The sequence below is a fragment of the uncultured Paraglaciecola sp. genome, from assembly GCF_913020055.1.
Classification (GTDB): Bacteria; Pseudomonadota; Gammaproteobacteria; order Enterobacterales; family Alteromonadaceae; genus Paraglaciecola.
Genome location: NZ_CAJWCF010000097.1, coordinates 1 through 18088 on the forward strand (window position 1 = coordinate 1; position 18088 = coordinate 18088).

Consider the following 18088-nt stretch of genomic DNA (forward strand, 5'->3'; position numbering starts at 1 on the left):
CGCTCTAAGACGTTTTGCAATTCACGTATGTTGCCTGGCCATGAATATGCCGCCATACGTTTTTTAGATTGGTCGCACACTCCACTAATGGTTTTACCCAGCTTTTTTGACAAGTTGGCTAACAACCATTCGGTTAAAACTGGAATGTCAGATGCTCGCTCTCTAAGCGCAGGCAAAAACAGTGGGAATACGTTAAGACGATAAAATAAATCCTGCCTAAATTCACCGGACTCACTTAGTTTGGCTAAATCTTTATGACTGGCTGCAATAATCCGAACATTCACCTTAATGGTTTTACTGCCACCCACACGCTCAAACTCTTGCTCTTGTAATACTCTAAGCAGTTTTGTCTGAGTCGCTTTGGGTAATTCAGCTACTTCATCGAGAAACAACGTACCTCCATCAGCTAATTCAAAACGCCCTTGTCGCTCTGAAATAGCACCAGTGAATGCGCCTTTTTCGTGACCAAACAACTCACTCTCAACTAAATTTTCCGAAATAGCTCCGCAATTGACCTTAATCAATGGTCGATCGCGCCTGTTACTACCACAATGCACAGCTCGGGCGATCAATTCTTTACCCGTACCAGTTTCACCATTTATAAGCACACTCGCATCGGTTGGAGCAACTTGGCCCACTTCCTCTAGTACTTTTAAAAGACTAGGGTGATCACCAATAATGTGGTCGTAATGATTGGTTTGGGTTAATTCGTCTTTTAGATAGGTGTTTTCTGCCTCTAGCTGCTGCTGCAAGTGGGTGACTTTTGATAAGGCCGCTTGCAGACTTTCTTCTTGCTTTTTTCGTTGGCTAATATCTTTAAATACCACCACGGCACCAACTATTTTTCGGCCATTCATCATAGGAGTACTGGTGTATTCAACCGCAAAGCTGGAACCATCTTTACGCCAAAATACTTCTTCTTGTTCATGGTGAATTAAACCGTCATGCAAAGCCGCATAAATAGGGCAATCTTCAGCTGGATAATGATGGCCATTAGCATGGCTATGGTGCCACACTGAATGAGAGTTTTTGTCCATCAAATCTTGTTTCGTCCAACCAGTTAGCTTTTCGGCGGCCGGATTACTAAAAGTAGTGGTACCGTCTTTATCGATACCGTAAACACCTTCACCTACTGAATCTAGGATAAGAGCGTTAAGTTCCATTAAATGGGTTAACTCATTGTGGGGGGGCAAATGGCAATTCCTTGAACTTAATGGCCTTTCAATTTGGTGGCCTTTATATTTAGTAAGGGTGTGCAATGGTTTTATATTACCCATTGCATAACCTAAACGTAGCAAAATTATAAGTGAGCCGCAGCTTAAAGAGCCAGACGAAGTTTCACCTCATCAACCCCACTACTTCTCGCCGGCATAGCGCAGCATAACACCACCTCATCACTGTCGTAACTACAACTGGGGTTTTGTTTATAGTGTACTTCCCCTTCAAGCAACTTTACTTTGCAAGAGCCACATTGGCCACTTCTGCAACTAAACTCTGGTGACAATCCATGGGCTTCGGAAAAATCTAATAGATTGCCATCCTCTTTCGACCAAGATTGTTCAAACTGACTACTTGAAAATTCAATTATAGCCTCTTCAGCTGGCGGTGCTGCAATTACACCATCAACAGGTAGGGATAATTGACGCTGCAATGAAGCAGGGCCAAAAGCCTCAGCCATAATACGTTTATCCGCCACACCTAATGCCACAGATATATCGTACATTGACTGGGTAAAATCACTCGGTCCACACACATAAAACTCATAATCGTCAATGGGTAAAATTGCCTGTAGTAACTCGCCCGAAATATGTCCTTTAACATGATAATCTTTGCCCTCAATCGCATGGGATTCTGGATTGCTTACCACCCAGATAATGCGCAAGTGCCCATCAGATTGCGCCGTTAATGCATTGAGTTCATTAAAGAAAGCCCGTTTTTCAATATTATGGCTAGAGCAGACCATTATGGTTTGGCGGATTGAACGGGTGCGAACCGCATCTTGGATTATGTGCCTTGCCATTGACACCATTGGTGTGATGCCAATACCAGCGGCAAGTAATACGGCGGGGCGATCAATATCAGGATCTATATAAAATTCGCCAGTAGGAGATTTGAATTCTAATGTATCGCCTATTTGTAGCTGCTCATGTAAAAATGATGAAAACACACCTTTTGCTTCATCTTTGACGCTGATCCGATAAAAATCATCATTAGGACTACTAGATAAGGTATAGGTACGTATTTGTTGTTTACCGTTGATATTTGCCTTAACCGTTAAAAATTGTCCAGCTTTAAAACGCGGTAAACCGCCAGTTTCGGCTTGTAAATAAACGGATTTAACCGACGAACTTTCTTGTACAATCTTGGTGGCCGCACATTGCTGCCAACTGTCTTTTTGTAATTCATTTTGTTTGTTAATATCACTTTGTGCCCAACTGCCGGTTACTTCAGTGGTAGGTGAATATCCTTCAAATTGCCATTTGAATGGCAGGGCATATTTTAAGTACACACCTTTTTCCAGATGGAACTGCCATAACCTTTGGGCTCCATCAAAATACTCAAGTTCGTCGCTTTCCCATAAAATTTCAACTCTACCCGTTAGACTTAATATGTGTCCTTTATCGAAATCAATAAATAACAAACCTGCTTTGGGATTCAGTAAAAAATTACCTAACGTATTGAAATGAAAGTTACCTAAATAATCCGGAATGGTTAAAGTTGTATCACTGTCCACTCGGACAAATCCGGATTTGCCACCTCGATGAGATACATCAGCGCCCATGCTTACTGCACTGTTTAGCTCATGGCTGTTTAGCTCATGGCTATTATTCTGGTAATGGCTTGCGACAAAAAATGTGTCGCTTTGCGCGATTAGTTTGCCAATCTCTTGATTAAACCCAGTTATTTCGACTTGTTCAGGTGCCTCTTGGTGTTGATGAGGGATCATCTGACGGGCCTGTATATACTGAGGACAATTACCAAACGATTGAATCACTTCAAGCTGTATCGTCTGGTTTTGGACCTCAGTAATCGCCGCAGATAAACGATTACGCCTTCTGCTGGGCAAGTCAATCCCCAGTAACGCTAAGTGTCGTTTTGAGTTGAGTGCCTCGTGTAACGGTTCGCCCGTCACGATCTTTGCGTTAAGCTCTAGTGTCTTATCACTTGGCGATTGAATAAATCCCTCTTCGCCATATAAAAATGAAGCCCAAGGCCAACCTTGGTCGTCAATAAAGCCCGCTAGTATAAAAGGTAATTGTTGATAAAATTCGCGATGTTGCTGTGGCATGTAGTCGCGTATGACTCGCTTCCCAAAATTCTCCATTCTGTCTCTTACGCCCAACTTTTCCTGGACTTGCCTCTCACCATGATGAAAAGGAGATGATGCCATCTTACTTTTCATGGTTTTTTCCTTGGTCACATTGAAGCGATATTTCTTGTAAGACCTCAGCAGGTACAAAGCCCACTTCGAAACCACTACAAATAAAATCCCTATAAGGGTTTAACTGAGCAGCAGCGTGATAACTGCGCAATAACGTTTGAACCAGTTTGTTTATATACGTCCATAATATCGCTAACATTTTCATCAGACTTCACCTTCTAAAAAGTGGTAAACAGGCCGCACAGTAAATAGTGCGGCCTATTAGGTCATTACGCAGCCAAACCAATAGCTGTTTTATTTAAGGCAACAAAACCCTGCAACGCTTCGATTCTCTTTAGCCATGACTGAATATTCTTATACTGTGCGATATCGACATTTCCCTCGGGGGCGTGTGCGATGTACGTATAATTAGCGACATCAGCAATAGTCTCGGAATTACCCACTAGCCACTCTTTTCCCTCAAGATGGGCATCTATAACACTGAGCAGTTTGTGTGAAGTTTCAATGGTTTTTTCGGCATCATAAGGCGCGCCAAAAATGGTAATAAGCCTTGCGTTAGCTGGACCTTGCACCACAGGACCCGCAGCAACTGATAGAAACTGTTGAACCTGTGCAGCTTCAACAGCAGCCGTTGGCAACCAAGTATTAGTTACATCATATTTTGCTGCTAAATAGACTAAGATGGCGTTTGAATCGGCTAAGGTTATATCACCATCAGTCAAGGCCGGCACTTGGCCAAAGGGATTTTTGGCTAGAAATTCAGGTTTCTTTTGTGCACCTGACATCAGATCCACATTAATCACTTCTGCTTCAAGTCCTAACAGTGAAAGAAGTAACTCCACACGATGTGCATGACCAGAAACAGGGTGACGATAAAAGGTTAAATTAGACATGTTGATTTTCCTTGTTAGTTAGTTTTGTTTATCTGTAAGTCTTTAATGAATAAAGATGTATTGACTAGTGCTAGAAACAAGCCAACTTAGGAATAAAAATAATACTCATATAATTCAACAACTTAAAATCATGTAAAACAAAAATCAGAATAAGGGAAGAGGGTTAACATTCGTAATCTAGTGGAATCACTAAATATCGTGAAAATAAAACCCTTCACTAATATTGCATTTACAACGCTATGGAACTTCCGATGGATAGCGACTAATTAGGATGATGATTTTGCTGAAAAAATGGTGAGGAACTAGTAATGGAGGAGCTTTAGTGATGAAAAATGTCTACACGGTTTATAGTCAGACTTGCTAAAAATATCGACGTATATTTCTAGCTAGTCTATAGGTCAGTTTTATATAAAAATGTTTAAAATTGCCTCGCATAGGACAAATTTAGAAAATCCATGCCGGGATTTTTGTTGTTAAGTCCACCATTAGAATAATGCATATAACGCACAGCAAAGGATTGTTCTAGGTTGTCACCAAACTCTAAAACCAGTCCTAACCGGTCTTCAAACTGATAGTGCGAGCCAATATCTTTTCCGGCAAACCTAGTGTCATTAATCAATGATATGCCAATACCAAACTCCCACTTTAATGGATATTTATTAGCGACAGTCGCAAATTGTGATGAAATAACCGGAGATAAGGCAAGTGCAAAGTTGGTGTCATGTTGATTCTCAGCACCAAACTCCCAGAAATTAATACTTAACTCCCAATATATGTCGACCTCCCCTAACCATTCTATTTGTGTTATCTGTCCATGGTATGGGCGATACGCCAAACGTACTCCGCTTAAGTCTCCCTCACCATGTAAATAATCAATAGCCATGGACTGATTTTTTGCACTGGCAGAAAAACTACTTAGGACTAATGCAAAGACTATTAGGCCGGCGCGCCAATTCCTTTTTGCAGTGAGGTAAGCAGAAAAAAGGCAGGTAATAAAATGTCTACTAAACGCCGTGAGCAACTCGGATATAGTTGAATAGTTCAAACATGTAACACCTCATTTGTAAATTGAATGATTGTGTTATTGCTAGAACTAGACCAACTAAGACAAAGCTTAAATAATTGAATTAACTCAATAAGTTATGAAACTTACCAACCTATATTTAACATTTGAAATCGCCCCTATTTTACTATTATTAGTAAATTCACTGAATATCGGTTTTGCATTCTCAAGGGATCTTCAGGTATTTTAAGTGGATTATTGCCCTGTAAGCAGGCGTTGCACTTACAGCTGTCGCCCCCCTATTAAATCTAAAGGTTGTTAATTTGATATCAAAAAAAGTACGTGAATTATTTGTTTCTCTGATGGAAGCCACCAGCAACAAAAGCACTTCGATGGTTAAATTTGATCCTGAAACGGAGGTTTATAGCGGTTCGTTTAACACTACATTACTGGATAAATTTATCCATGAAGGTGTCTTCGAAGTGGTGGAAAGTGACGGGGATTTTACCAATTTATTGATGAATAATAGAGACGACTTTCTAAGCGGTTTTGCGTCGGGTGTTAATGAAGCAAAACTAGGTCGGGATCAATATTACGCCGACTATAATGCCAATCCTTTCGCATTTTCAGTAGGTTATGAACATTTTCTGTATATGAATAAAAAGCCCAAAAGGCTTGAAGGTTATGCTTGCCACGGATTTTAAACACCCTTCGATAAAACGTTTTAAGTTAATAATACATTAAACACTAAGGACAATAATCCTAGGCTGCTCAAGCAACAAACTGATATTTAATAGGCTAAATGCGCTACTTGTTAAAGTGCTTGATCTCGAAGTAACACAGCATTCTTTGTAGGTTTATTCGCAGCGCTAGGTTTCAATAATCTTGCATAAAATGAAGCGCTATTTAGAGACATTCTGCCAGTGCGATAAATACCACTCCAGCATTGTTAAACCGCGGCGGTAAAGGTAAAATGTCAGGCTGAAAACCAGAGGCACTTTCAATTGAATCAAATGCACAATAAAAACGTTAGATTTTATGGATCATTTTGAACTACTAGGGGTCACCAGAACCTCGTCGACCGCCGAAATCAAAAAAGCTTATCGCAAACTTGCCAATCAATTTCATCCCGATAGAAATGATGCTGCAGAGGCAAAAGAAAAGTTTCAATTAATTCAAAAAGCGTACGAAGTCATTGCCGATCCTCAAAAGCGCTCTTTATATATTAAGAGTCATTACACTATTACCACAGACCCAAGAGAAATAGCCGATTCCTTTTGGCACAATGCCTTGTTGTAGGAATTAAACTAATGAAAATTGAAACATCAATCCCCGCTTATTTGGCGGATGACTTTTCTATGTATTTAGAAAATATGGAGTCATTGACCGATCCTGAAAACCCTGATTTTTTAACTAATTACCTAAAGGTTTTATCCGCTCAGCTGGCTTCAAGCAGCTCGGTCTTTAATGGCATGGTTGACCAATTGGCCATGGCCATCAATCGCAGTGTAAGAATTGATTCTAAAAATCTAGCTAAGTTAGATTTAAGCCAACAACCATTGTGGGCTGACATCAAACCTTTTGTTGGTGTGCATGCCGATGCCAGAGCCACTATTACCCAGTTAATGGCAGATTCAGAAGATGAGCTAAAAACGGCTGTGTTACTGATACATTTTTATAATACTTATGATGCCACACCATTGCCTGCAATGGCTGAAGTTGAAGTTGAAGTTGAAGTTGACGACCACGATAATTTAGAAAAGCCCTATGCAACCTACGGCTATGATGAATAATATTAAACTACTTTTGAGGAATACCAATTGACTAGTAACGCACTGATTCTCGCTACAGATATTACCGAACAAGCTCAACACAGCGGTAGAGAAGCGGGTACCTCATTAGAAAAAATCGCGTCAGAACAAGGTGATACCGCTATGTTGGCGGTATTTTCTGAAATGGACATATTAACCGTGGCCAAAATCGTACGTGAGCATGATGCCACTATACCTTCTATCGCCACTTGGTTAATGGATGCGGAGTCGATTAAAAAGTTATTGAATGTCGAACCTTCATATTGGCAAAATTTGGATGAAGAATCGTTATTTTGTGCGCAAACCGAAGCCCACAGTTTACTTGCGCAAATATTTCTTTCTTATGAAGACGATGAGAAACAAACAGAAATACTCAAGGCTATTATTCAAGATGATTTTGGCTTGTTATATTTGTCATTACCTTTTATTGGACATGATTTTTCTGAAATGGAATTTGATGAAGAACAAGTATCTGGCAGCATTGAAGAGTTACTTCTGAAAATTAAAAACCTCGATGACGAAGCTTATAATGAAGTGATGGCAGTGAGCACCAATGGCACTTTGGACAACATACAAGCGGCCTTAAAAAATAATGCCAATAAACAAAGAGTGATTGCAGTGGAAATGGATACAGATGATATGTTTGCCCCACTATAGGATTATGTCATGAAAATAGCAGAGTTAAGGAACAAACCCTTTATCCTTTTGGTGTTAAAAGACGGCCTGGCTGATGGGTATTTTACAGAGGAGTTTGTGCATAAAGGCAAACAACAATTGTCAGATATGTCGCTGCGGATCGCGTCTGACAATTTATCTATTATTTATGCTGACCACATAAAAAAAGCCTGCGAAATAGTCCTTGGCATAATCAACCTAGGACTGTTAAGTCATTGCGACAATAATACTGAAAAAGCCAAAGACATAATCAAGACCCAAGGTATTGTGTATTGTTTTAGAGCGGGCTGGGCAAAATATGCCGAATTAAAGCTAATTTCGGCCGAATATTTTAAACAAATCAAACTAGACACTTACGCATTAGCTGCCAACGACACATCAGATATAACACTAATACATGCTGATTTAGTCAAAAAAGGACAAGACAGCTTAAAGCTATTTAACTTGCATAGAATAATATCGTCAAAATATGCGGCGAATGTTGTTATACCTGAAACAGATGAAGACTATCTGCGATTTGAACTGCAAAAGCTACTCAACTCAGCCATTGCCTTAATGCTAATAGACTCACAACACAAAGTTTTTAACAATGAGCGCTACGACCAACTAATTTCTTATCTAAGTAAGACTGATGTGAAAATATTGCTCGAAAAGTTTGCATTGTGCGTGGCTGATTTTGCTGAAACTCAGTCCGTATCCACTAAAAACTATCTTCAAGAGTCCTCTTTGCTTGATTTTAATGAGTTTAAATCAATCATAACGTCACAAAAGAAATTATCTGTTTATATTCCTGAGATTCTAGAACTGTCTGTCAATCTCACTAATGAATTGAATGACGATTTTGAAGGCGGTTATGATTTTGGAATAGATGATCAAGAAGATATCGCTTATTTAAAACCTGAGTAGTTCTATTCCAATAGGAATGAATCATTGCAAAAACATCCATTTAAATTTAATCGGGATTTGGATGGATGATTTTTAGGATAATGTAACCGCATTATGACCTACATTTGCACTCCCTGTTACGTTTACGCAGCCACAGACGCGACCTTAGTGGGCGATAAAACAAACTGTATACTCATTTAGAAATCTGCAGCCTCTTCTACCTTCCGCTTGTTGACCGACTCTTAGTACCCACAATCAGGCAACTCGAGATTAAAAAACAGAAGACAGTTTAGTCGACATATCACTTGGGTTAATCAATATGTTTTTGTGCGTAATTCTTTCAATTACTTTCCCATCTTTGACTACAATCACGGCCGGGATCTCTCGCACTTTAAAATGTTCAAATAATACGCCACCTTTATCAATAGTGATGGCGGTGTCTACCTTGTACTTTTCGGCAAATTCTTTTGTCGCTGCAGAATCTGTCCATAAATGATTAACCACTATGCCCCAGGGTAAATGACCCGTTTGACTAATTATTTTAGGTAATAGTGTCTGCACCTCTACACATGTTTTTGCCATTTCTGGTCGTGTTTTTTCTAAATACCAATCACACCATGTGGCAGTAAAAACAAGTACGTGCTGGCCGCTCTTATATGGCTTGAGAAAAGCGAGTTTCTCGTTCTTGTTTAACGCTATCAAATGCTCTGAGGATTCAAACCTCCCCTCGATTAACGACTCCATTCGGGCTTGAAGTAACGAATCTGAATTATTGCTCTTGTATACAGGAGATAAAGTTTTATTTAATAACACACTGTAAGGGGTTCCGGCTAAATCAAGTTCCACTCCCATTCTTCCATTGGTATCAAGCCAAACAGGCATACTCAATTCAAACTTTTCAATGACTTGCTTAATATTTTCAGTGGTTTCATTAATATTGATGTTCACAGCAATAAAATTAACACTGTCGCCATACTGTTCGTACATTTCTTGAAAATGCGGCATTTGCTCCATACAAGGCACACACCAACTTGCCCACAATTTCACATAGGTAGGTTTGCCATTATCCAATGAGCTTAATGTCATCTTTTCGCTGGTATTATATAACGTTAACTCCACTGTTTTATGTGATGCCTGAACATTAATAGCGGTTAACACTATGATAAAAATACCTATCAAAAACGGCCATCTAATCGCATTTTTACTGAGTGCCATTTTAACTTCTCTCTTTATTGAATTGAAAATATCCTAAGAGCTATTGTGTGGATCGCAAATAGCTTTCATTTTGCTTAACGATGATTTTACTGTTTGAGTCCAATAACACTGTATTGCCCGTTAACTAATAATTGTATTGTGATGGGTTTGGGGCTGTTGTTTTTCCAATACCAGCCATGTGAGCCAGTGAATGGTGAAGTAAAACTACCTTTCATTTCGCTCAGTGTAGCAATAGCGTAACTTTCAAAATAACCAGTGGTATCTCCTTCAGGCTCGCCATGTAAATCAAAATACAGCGGTTCGCCATCAGTTTTCCATTCATAGGTCATTTTTTCATGTTGCGTCATCTGAAATTTATATTCGACTCCCCTGCCAGCAGGCACAACCACTTCAATAACATCTCGCTGTTGATTTGAAGGAGTGGCAGTTTCAGCCACTGTTTTTTCTTCGCTGGTTTTATTAGCCAAAGCCGTTAATCCCAAGGAGTGACCAATGTGCGTCGGGTCAATGTTATATTCCGCAGGAAGAATAAAACAAACCAATACAATTAAAGCAATGACGCTAGCTACCACTGTCGATTTTATAAGGTTTTTTGTGCTAACTACTGGTTGTGTCATGTTATGTCTCTCGTTCATTTTAAAAATAATTATCTTGTTAGGATAAGTAGTAACCGGTCAACTGAAATCCCATCAGCATTAGCCCAGCACTCATTAACATAGTGTTAGTTACCTTGGAGAAGCGCTGAAACAATGACGATTTTCGGCAAAAATTAATCGTAATAACGATAAATATCAATGCCATAAATTGGCCAATCTCCACACCAATATTAAAAGCAAGCATATTGGCTACGAGTCCTTCGGGTGCGAGGTCAAACTCTTGTAATTTGCTTGCCAAACCAAAACCGTGAAACAGGCCAAAAATCAATACCGCTATTTTTGTATTCGGTTGTTTACCCAAAACACGCTTAAACCCGCCTAAATTATCAAAACCTTTATACAACACAGAAAAACCAATAATTGCGTCAATCAGATAAGGATTAATCTGAATATCACCCAGCACACCCCATAACAAAGTCACACTGTGACCAATGGTAAACATGCTCACATATAGCAAAACATCTCGGCTTCGATACAAAAAGAAGATTACGCCCACCAGAAACAATATGTGGTCGTAACCGGTAAACATGTGTTTAGCCCCAATATAAATAAAAGGCACAAATTGAACGCCGGTATTTTGTTCTAAGAACACACGAGTATCATCGTCAACACCATGAGCAAACACATCGAATGACATACAAAGCGCAAAAACAGCAAAAACAATGAAGCCGAATCGTAGTAAGTTATTTGGCAATGTTTGCTCCTTCAGGAATTGAGGCGAGATATCGTAAGGTGTTTGACTTGTTACCATCATAAGTGAATCACACTAGTTGTGTCTTTAAAGTTTTTGATTTATTAGGTTATTAATAATCAGCAACTAAGGAGACAATAGAGCAACATAAAGGTGTGACAAGATGCCACTCTATTTTATGGGTATCACAGAAATTCTATGGATTGTTATTTTCTGCCTCTCGCATTTTCGATCCGTTCTTTCATCAATGGGTGAGATTGCATCAAAGCATCTAATTTAGACTCTTGTGGCAAAGTTGCCGCTAACTTCTCCATAGCTTTAGCAAAACTTTCAGGATCTAAGCCTAAGGTTTGTAACTGCTCAAGGGCAAAATTATCGGCTTCCCATTCTAGTTTTTGGGAGAACTGATTTTGTACAATGGTATTTGATAACCCAGCAAAGACTTCGATCATGCCACCAAGATCACCAAAAAAGTAATCTATGGCCAGTGACGTTGCTAAAGTTTCTGCAATAAGACGCATCGAGTGTTTATTCTCAACGTGGCCAATTTCATGTAACAAAATAGCTTGCAATAAATCTTCATTGTTATCAATTAGGGTTAATAAGGCATCCGTCACCACCACTGTGCCATCAGGTAAGGCAAACGCATTGGCCCCCATTTTATCAGACTCACGAAAATTCAAATTATAATGGGCATCGTTTAGGGTTAATTGACTCAAAGTATCTTGCCAATTGTCTTTGTATGTTTGTTGTAACTGAGCATCGACTTCACTCTCATTGAGCAAAGTTTTATCTAGTGAATATAAGGTATGTTCAGAGGCGATTTTAACGGCATATTCCGGCACATATTCTGAAAAATGTACCGCAAAACCTGGGATCATATATTTAAAAAAAGCATATAAAAAAGCAGGTACCAAAATCAAACTCAATAATACCATTGAGCGATTGCTTTCTATGTTAGCGAGACGATTTGATTTTTTCTCTGCTCCTAACCATAAATCAGTTTCGGGGGTTGAATCAACTGACAACAGCCCCTGACCTGACAACATAATTTCACGGGGAATAGAGCCTAATTTATCTTTGATTTGTAGTTCATCACGACTTAGTTGAATGCTAATATTTTGCTCTGTCACAGTTAATAACAATGCACCTGATTGGCTGAATGTAACTTCAGCCAACAGGCATTGGGATCCTCCCTCGGGATAGAACTGTCCTTGTATTTTCATTGTGCTTAACCTAACGCAATATCTACATCGAATATATCAGCAACTTCATCGCCTACAGCACTTGCTGATCCAGAAGCATCCACTAACACTTTATCGGCACCTTCTAGAATACTCACCTGTGTAGCTTGAGCATAAAGGCGTGCGGTGCGCACATGAGCCCATGGCATGGCATGGCAAAACCTAATGTACAAACCATTGCTATAAAATTACTTAGGCGTAACCAAACCAATTGGCCGAATGTTAAATTAGATTGAAAACTAGCCACTTGCTCAATTTGTGAATGATTAAAAATATGGTTACGAATACGCGCGGTATAAAAACTAGAGGCTAACAAAATAACCAATACATAAACCACCATCATAATAATCAAAGAATAGGACATCTGCGCCATTGCTTCTGGGTCTGTTAATACAGCTAATGAACCACCAATAGCAAACATAGCGACAGCAAAAAGCACCACACCAATAAAAAAGGCACCCAAAGAAGCTATATAATATTCCCCTGTTTTTAATTCGCTTTGGACTTTTTTATCACCAAATGTGACGTTGGAATAAATGAACTCATCCATTTTTTTCAACACCCAAGGCATAATTAAATAAAGAGTAAATATCGAAGCAATAGGCAGTACTATAAACATTACAAAGGCTTCACCATAGCTACCGTTAAAATTAAACCTGACATTGCGATAAGCTGTCATTCTCATTTTAAATCGAATACTCAAGCAAATTAAAAATGGTGTGGCAGCCAACAATAACAACATGATAACTAAAGCCGCTATTGGACTAAAAGCCGACGCTAAAAAATACGCGCCAAACAGTATTACACCAATAATCCGACCTTTTAATATTTGGATTGGATCACCTAAATAAGAAAATCTATGTCCATCAATTTCTGTATTTGAATAGAAATAACGGTTGGTTCTCACTTTAGCCCAAGCTGAATAAATGCCTAAGGTAACGATTGAAAGTAATAAATTCACGATCCAGATAGAAAAAAACTCTCCTGCTTGGCCATGAAATTTCACACCAGAAATATGTGTGGTTGAGTAATTGTCTACTGACGGGGTAACGCTAGTTTCGGTATTTTCCATAAATTCCTCTTTATACTAATAATATTCCGTAACAGCACGAAAAAGCCTGTCTTTAATCGCGCGAGAAGTAGACTACGTGATTGATATAAAAGAAGAAAGTAAAATTTTTACCATTTGTTTAAAAACACAAAAAAGCATAATTTTTAGCAGCAAAAAGAATAGGCCGTAAAACATAATCTCCTGGTATTTTGACTACGCTATTGCAAAATCAAGTGCGGGTAGACAATACGGTTTCCCCACCACTTATATTCGATGAATACTTGAAAAATCAGCCTATTCAATTACCCCTCTAGCTAACCATGAATTATACAGTGACCAAGCAATTACCCACATAACCAAAGCAATCAGCATATCGATAATACGTTTTACTTTTGGTTTTCCTAAGTAGGATGAAAATTTAGCGGCGCCAGTGGCTAAAAGCGAAAACCACACAACGGATCCAAGCACAGCCCCAACAAGAAAGAATAATTTAGCATTACCCGTATATTGGCCACCCACGCTGCCAATCACCATTACGGTATCTATGTAAGCATGAGGATTTAAAAAAGTGACCGCCAAGCTAGTGACGACTATTAACTTCACTGACTTTTTATTGGTTATATGATCATCTTGATCAACTTTTTGATTGAACGCTGACTTCATGGATAAGCCACCATAAGCCGCCAGAAATATGATGCCTCCCCACGTTAGTGAGGTAAATAAGGTATCGCTACTCGATAAAATTAAACTTCCACCTAACACCCCTATCGAAATTAAAATCGCGTCGTAAAGCATAAACAAACCAGCAGTCGTTTTATGGTGATTTTTACTAATGCCTTGCGTCAGCAACATAGAGTTTTGCGTGCCTATAGGCGCAATCATGCTTAAAGTAAGGGTAAAGCCTTTGGCTAATATTAATAAGCTCATGTCGTTGTTCTCGTAATTAAAAAGTGACTTGGTAAACAATGACGGCTAGTTTGTTGTAAACTTGCCCATAAATAAAATTAATAATTTTTAACTATCATTAGCTAAACTTATAACGTCGGTGGTAATTAAGGAGTGAACAACATGGCTAATTTTGATTACAAATTACTTTCTGCATTGACAGAGGTGATTGAATTCCAAAGCTTTGAGTTAGCCGCGAATAAGCTGTGTATTTCTCAATCGGCAATATCTCAGCGTATTAAGAGTTTAGAAGAGTACATTGGCCAACCGGTTCTGATTCGCAGTCAGCCTATAGAGTTAACCACTGCTGGTGAGCAATTGGTCAGTCACTTTAAAAAAGTCAAACAACTTGAAAATGAATTAGCCCCTGTATTGTCACCCGATAAACCACTCAAGCCCGTGAAAGTGTCACTAGCGGTCAATGCAGACAGCATTGCCACTTGGTTTATTCAAGCGATCACCCCTGTCTTGCAGAGCCATCTGATTGAATTAAATTTAATGATTGAGCATGAAGAACGCACCCTAGACAAGTTGCGCACAGGCGAAGCGATTGGTGCTGTCAGCGTTATCGAAAAACCGCTGAAAGGTTATCGTTCTTTTTGTTTAGGTAAAATGGAGTACTGTCTTGTTGCTAATAGAGATTTTAAAGACAGGTATTTTAAAAATGGCGTGAATAAAGAGTCACTAAAAATGGCACCAGCCATTAGTTATGATCACAAAGATGATATGCATGTACGTTTTATTGCCAAACATTTTAATTTAGCAGCAAGCGAATATTACTGTCATAGCGTACGTTCATCTGAGGCTTTTGTTGAGTTAACCAAACAAGGCGTGGCGTATTGCTTATTACCTAAGATACAAATTGCAAATGAATTAGCCAAGGGTGAACTAATCAATATATCGCCCAAGCACGAACTTATTGAAACACTCTACTGGCACAGTTGGGTGTTGGTGAAGGGGATCAATAAAAAAATCTCTCAACAAATAGTAAAAATGGGTCAGGAGAAATTGGCTAATTAGAGTGATTCAACTCAATTGCGAATGAGCGAACTGTAGCAGTTGGATCTGACTTAACCGAACGGCTGCTTTGCCCAAGATGGACTAAACCGCTCTCGCGGTAGTATTACCGCTGCGGCATTGTCAGTATTTTCAAAGTTTGTAAACTGCCACTAATCTGAATAAAGGGTAATTTCGCCCTGAATTCAGATTAGGAGTGGCCTCATGTCACAACAGAATGAAACAGTAAGTCCCCTTCGTCAGCGCATGATAGAAGAAATGACCATGCGCAAGCTAAGCCCCAAAACTCAAACCCAATACATCAGAGGTGTAAAGAAGTTAGCTGCCTTTTTGAAGCGTTCGCCAGAAGATGCGACTGCTGAAGAGCTTAGGAAGTTTCAGTTAATGCTAGCGGAAACCGGCACGTCTAACATTACTATGAATGCGACTTTGCAAGGGTTGAGGTTCCTATATTGTAAAGCACTAAAACGCCCTGAGGTACTCAGTAAAACGAGTTCAGTACCTGAGCCTCGCAAGTTACCGAACGTGTTAAGTGTTGAAGAAGTCAAGCAACTGATGATGGCAACCACCAGTGTTAAGTATCGTACTGCGCTGTCTGTGGCTTATGGTGCAGGCTTACGCATTGGTGAGGTGGTGAAACTAAAAGTCTCTGATATCAACAGTAAACGTATGCTGATACGCGTAGAGCAAGGGAAGGGGAAAAAAGATCGCAATGCGATTTTATCGCCAGTGTTGTTAGGCCAGTTAAGACAGTGGTGGCGTTATGCACACGCCAAGCGCTTGATGTTAAATGGCGGATGGCTCTTTCCTGGACAGCAACCTGTTAACCACCTATCCACAAGACAACTTAGCCGAGGGTGCAAAGCCGCAGCAGAAGCTGCCGGTATCGCAAAGAATGTATCGATGCACACGCTTCGGCACAGTTTCGCGACGCACCTATTAGAAGCGAATGTGGATATTAGAGTTATCCAAGTGCTGCTAGGACATAACCAACTGGAAACAACCGTCACGTATACACAAGTCGCGACGAAGTTGCTTCATAGGGTGGTGAGTCCGCTTGATGCGCTATCAGATTGAGTAGCGTGTTATGGATCATCCATCATCAAGGCCAGCACTTGAGGTGGCCGACGTATTTCGTTTTTATGGTGCGCAGTATAAAACCAAACAACAAGGCCATCTGAGTCTACACCAACTCAAAGTGATGTCTGCGATTGAACGCTGTAGAAGTGCGCAATTAGGAGGCCATCAACTGCACTGTGGGAAGTGTGAAACGGACTTGATTGCATATAACTCTTGTAGGAACAGGCATTGCCCTAAATGCCAGTCATCGGCTGCAAAAAGATGGCTCAAAGCACGGCAAGCACAATTACTACCTGTTGAGTATTACCATGTGGTGTTTACCCTGCCGGAGGAAGTCGCGCAGTTGGCGTTTTATAATAAAGCGCACATGTATGACTTACTGTTTAGTGCAGCTTCGCAAACGCTTAACACCATTGCAAGAGACCCAAAACATCTGGGTGCCGATATTGGCAGCACAATGGTATTGCATACATGGGGCTCAGCCATGACGCATCACCCTCATGTTCACTGTATTGTTCCCGGCGGTGGAATAAGCCTTGATAAACACAGTTGGAAATCCTGTAATAGAGGCTTCTTCTTACCCGTTAGAGTCTTATCTCGCTTGTTCCGAAGGCTCTACATGCAAGGCGTGAGGCAGTTGTATAAAGATGAGCGGTTACAGTGTTTTGGCAACCTACTGGATACCTCAAGCTTTAATGTTCCAGCAAAATTCAATGCGTTGACACGCGCCCAGCAGCAAAGAGAATGGGTAGTGTATGCTAAACGTCCCTTCGCAGGCCCCAAAGCAGTATTGGCTTATCTGTCGAGATATACGCATCGGGTGGCGATTGCCAATAGTCGTTTGCAAAAAATGGACGAACATCATGTCCATTTTAAATACAAAGACTACCGGCGAAAAGGCAACAATATGCACAAAGTGATGCGAGTAGAAACTGACGAGTTTATTCGCCGGTTTATGCTACATGTATTGCCCAATGGCTTTCACCGCATCCGTCATTATGGACTACTTGGCAGTCAAACTAAGCTTAAACGCGCTAGAAAACTGTTGAAGGTCGCGGAGCCTGAGCCTGTCGTTTGCTCAAATGAAAGTGAAGAGGCGCCGGCACCATTTACATGTCGTCAGTGTCATTCTCCGCTTACAATAATGGCGATAACAGAGCCGATATATCGACCTAGAGCACCACCGAAATGATTTAAGCAATCAAAGAACATACAGCAGGCGTGATTATCGCGTAAAATCGATAACGGACAGGCCGTGCCTAGTAAGTGGAAATGTCATAAAACACAACAACTACAGCCTATAAGCGTTTAATGAAAAAGCCAAAGATAATGGAAAATAACGAAAAACCAACGCCTAGAAATTTAATAGCAACAACCCAAGATGTATCACACGAACAACTCAATAACGAAATCCCCATAGCCAAACATCGCAGTTAACCCACCGCGGTTCCGTCCTTCTTTTATTATCCGCCATCTGTCAATGAACAGCGAAGTAAGCTGTGCCTTCATGAGGGTGACAGAGTGCAGATAACCTACAAGA

General features: G+C 40.0%; 20 protein-coding genes. 9 read left to right on the forward strand and 11 right to left on the reverse strand.

The window, feature by feature from the left end; translation table 11 throughout:
• From QZ488_RS17380 to QZ488_RS17400, 5 genes are all read right to left on the reverse strand, one after another.
• The coding region (locus QZ488_RS17380; RefSeq protein ID WP_293751162.1) for a sigma 54-interacting transcriptional regulator at positions 1 to 1193 on the reverse strand (1193 nt) is incomplete at its 3' end.
• 125 nt (positions 1194 to 1318) lie between these two features.
• The gene (locus QZ488_RS17385) at positions 1319 to 3403 is read right to left on the reverse strand and encodes an FAD-binding oxidoreductase (RefSeq protein ID WP_293751165.1); all 2085 of its coding nucleotides are present in this window, start codon (positions 3401 to 3403) and stop codon (positions 1319 to 1321) included.
• Entirely contained in the window at positions 3393 to 3587 is a 195-nt protein-coding gene (locus QZ488_RS17390; RefSeq protein ID WP_293751167.1) for a hypothetical protein, read from the reverse strand. Before QZ488_RS17390 ends, QZ488_RS17385 begins: the two co-directional genes overlap by 11 nt.
• A gap of 64 nt (positions 3588 to 3651) precedes the next feature.
• On the reverse strand, positions 3652 to 4275 hold the full coding sequence (locus QZ488_RS17395; protein ID WP_293751169.1) for a glutathione S-transferase: 624 nt from the start codon (positions 4273 to 4275) through the stop codon (positions 3652 to 3654).
• Between the two features lie 418 nt (positions 4276 to 4693).
• A complete protein-coding gene (locus QZ488_RS17400) occupies positions 4694 to 5212 on the reverse strand; it encodes an acyloxyacyl hydrolase (RefSeq protein WP_293751199.1) in 519 nt (172 codons plus the stop codon).
• A 389-nt stretch (positions 5213 to 5601) separates the two neighbouring features.
• On the opposite strand from QZ488_RS17400, the gene QZ488_RS17405 reads away from it, so the two are divergent.
• From QZ488_RS17405 to QZ488_RS17425, 5 genes are all read left to right on the forward strand, one after another.
• Positions 5602 to 5982, forward strand: coding sequence for a hypothetical protein (locus tag QZ488_RS17405; protein ID WP_293751171.1), 381 nt, complete (start codon positions 5602 to 5604; stop codon positions 5980 to 5982).
• Positions 5983 to 6316: 334 nt separating this feature from the next.
• Positions 6317 to 6577, forward strand: coding sequence for a DnaJ domain-containing protein (locus QZ488_RS17410; protein ID WP_293751173.1), 261 nt, complete (start codon positions 6317 to 6319; stop codon positions 6575 to 6577).
• An 11-nt stretch (positions 6578 to 6588) separates the two neighbouring features.
• Positions 6589 to 7071 (forward strand): hypothetical protein, encoded by a 483-nt coding sequence (locus QZ488_RS17415; RefSeq protein WP_293751175.1) that lies wholly within the window; start codon positions 6589 to 6591, stop codon positions 7069 to 7071.
• Positions 7072 to 7098: 27 nt separating this feature from the next.
• Positions 7099 to 7746: a hypothetical protein gene (locus QZ488_RS17420; protein ID WP_293751177.1), complete on the forward strand. Its 648-nt coding sequence runs from the start codon at positions 7099 to 7101 to the stop codon at positions 7744 to 7746.
• 9 nt (positions 7747 to 7755) lie between these two features.
• Positions 7756 to 8670, forward strand: a complete 915-nt coding sequence (locus QZ488_RS17425) for a hypothetical protein (RefSeq protein WP_293751179.1) — start codon at positions 7756 to 7758, stop codon at positions 8668 to 8670.
• Positions 8671 to 8919: 249 nt separating this feature from the next.
• Here the strand turns inward: QZ488_RS17425 and QZ488_RS17430 are convergent, their stop codons facing one another.
• The 6 genes from QZ488_RS17430 to QZ488_RS17455 all read right to left on the reverse strand — a co-directional run bounded on the left by QZ488_RS17430 (position 8920) and on the right by QZ488_RS17455 (position 14433).
• The gene (locus tag QZ488_RS17430; protein WP_293751181.1) at positions 8920 to 9864 is read right to left on the reverse strand and encodes a redoxin family protein; all 945 of its coding nucleotides are present in this window, start codon (positions 9862 to 9864) and stop codon (positions 8920 to 8922) included.
• Between the two features lie 86 nt (positions 9865 to 9950).
• Positions 9951 to 10481: a hypothetical protein gene (locus QZ488_RS17435; RefSeq protein ID WP_293751183.1), complete on the reverse strand. Its 531-nt coding sequence runs from the start codon at positions 10479 to 10481 to the stop codon at positions 9951 to 9953.
• A gap of 37 nt (positions 10482 to 10518) precedes the next feature.
• Positions 10519 to 11157 carry a HupE/UreJ family protein gene (locus QZ488_RS17440; protein ID WP_293751201.1) on the reverse strand — a complete coding sequence of 213 codons (639 nt, stop codon included), beginning with the start codon at positions 11155 to 11157 and terminating at the stop codon, positions 10519 to 10521.
• Positions 11158 to 11417: 260 nt separating this feature from the next.
• Positions 11418 to 12437 (reverse strand): M48 family metallopeptidase, encoded by a 1020-nt coding sequence (locus QZ488_RS17445; RefSeq protein WP_293751185.1) that lies wholly within the window; start codon positions 12435 to 12437, stop codon positions 11418 to 11420.
• A 112-nt stretch (positions 12438 to 12549) separates the two neighbouring features.
• Positions 12550 to 13527, reverse strand: a complete 978-nt coding sequence (locus QZ488_RS17450) for a YjgN family protein (RefSeq protein ID WP_293751187.1) — start codon at positions 13525 to 13527, stop codon at positions 12550 to 12552.
• A gap of 273 nt (positions 13528 to 13800) precedes the next feature.
• Positions 13801 to 14433 carry a LysE/ArgO family amino acid transporter gene (locus QZ488_RS17455; RefSeq protein ID WP_293751189.1) on the reverse strand — a complete coding sequence of 211 codons (633 nt, stop codon included), beginning with the start codon at positions 14431 to 14433 and terminating at the stop codon, positions 13801 to 13803.
• Positions 14434 to 14574: 141 nt separating this feature from the next.
• Between QZ488_RS17455 and QZ488_RS17460 the strand changes: the two genes are divergently transcribed.
• The 4 genes from QZ488_RS17460 (at position 14575) to QZ488_RS17475 (ending at position 17985) form a co-directional block, all read left to right on the forward strand.
• Complete coding sequence (locus QZ488_RS17460; protein WP_293751191.1) at positions 14575 to 15471, forward strand: LysR family transcriptional regulator ArgP; 897 nt, start codon at positions 14575 to 14577, stop codon at positions 15469 to 15471.
• Positions 15472 to 15672: 201 nt separating this feature from the next.
• Entirely contained in the window at positions 15673 to 16545 is an 873-nt protein-coding gene (locus QZ488_RS17465) for a site-specific integrase (RefSeq protein ID WP_293751193.1), read from the forward strand.
• Between the two features lie 10 nt (positions 16546 to 16555).
• A complete protein-coding gene (locus tag QZ488_RS17470; RefSeq protein WP_293751195.1) occupies positions 16556 to 17740 on the forward strand; it encodes an IS91 family transposase in 1185 nt (394 codons plus the stop codon).
• 119 nt (positions 17741 to 17859) lie between these two features.
• Positions 17860 to 17985, forward strand: coding sequence for a hypothetical protein (locus QZ488_RS17475; protein ID WP_293751197.1), 126 nt, complete (start codon positions 17860 to 17862; stop codon positions 17983 to 17985).
• Positions 17986 to 18088 lie beyond the last annotated feature (103 nt).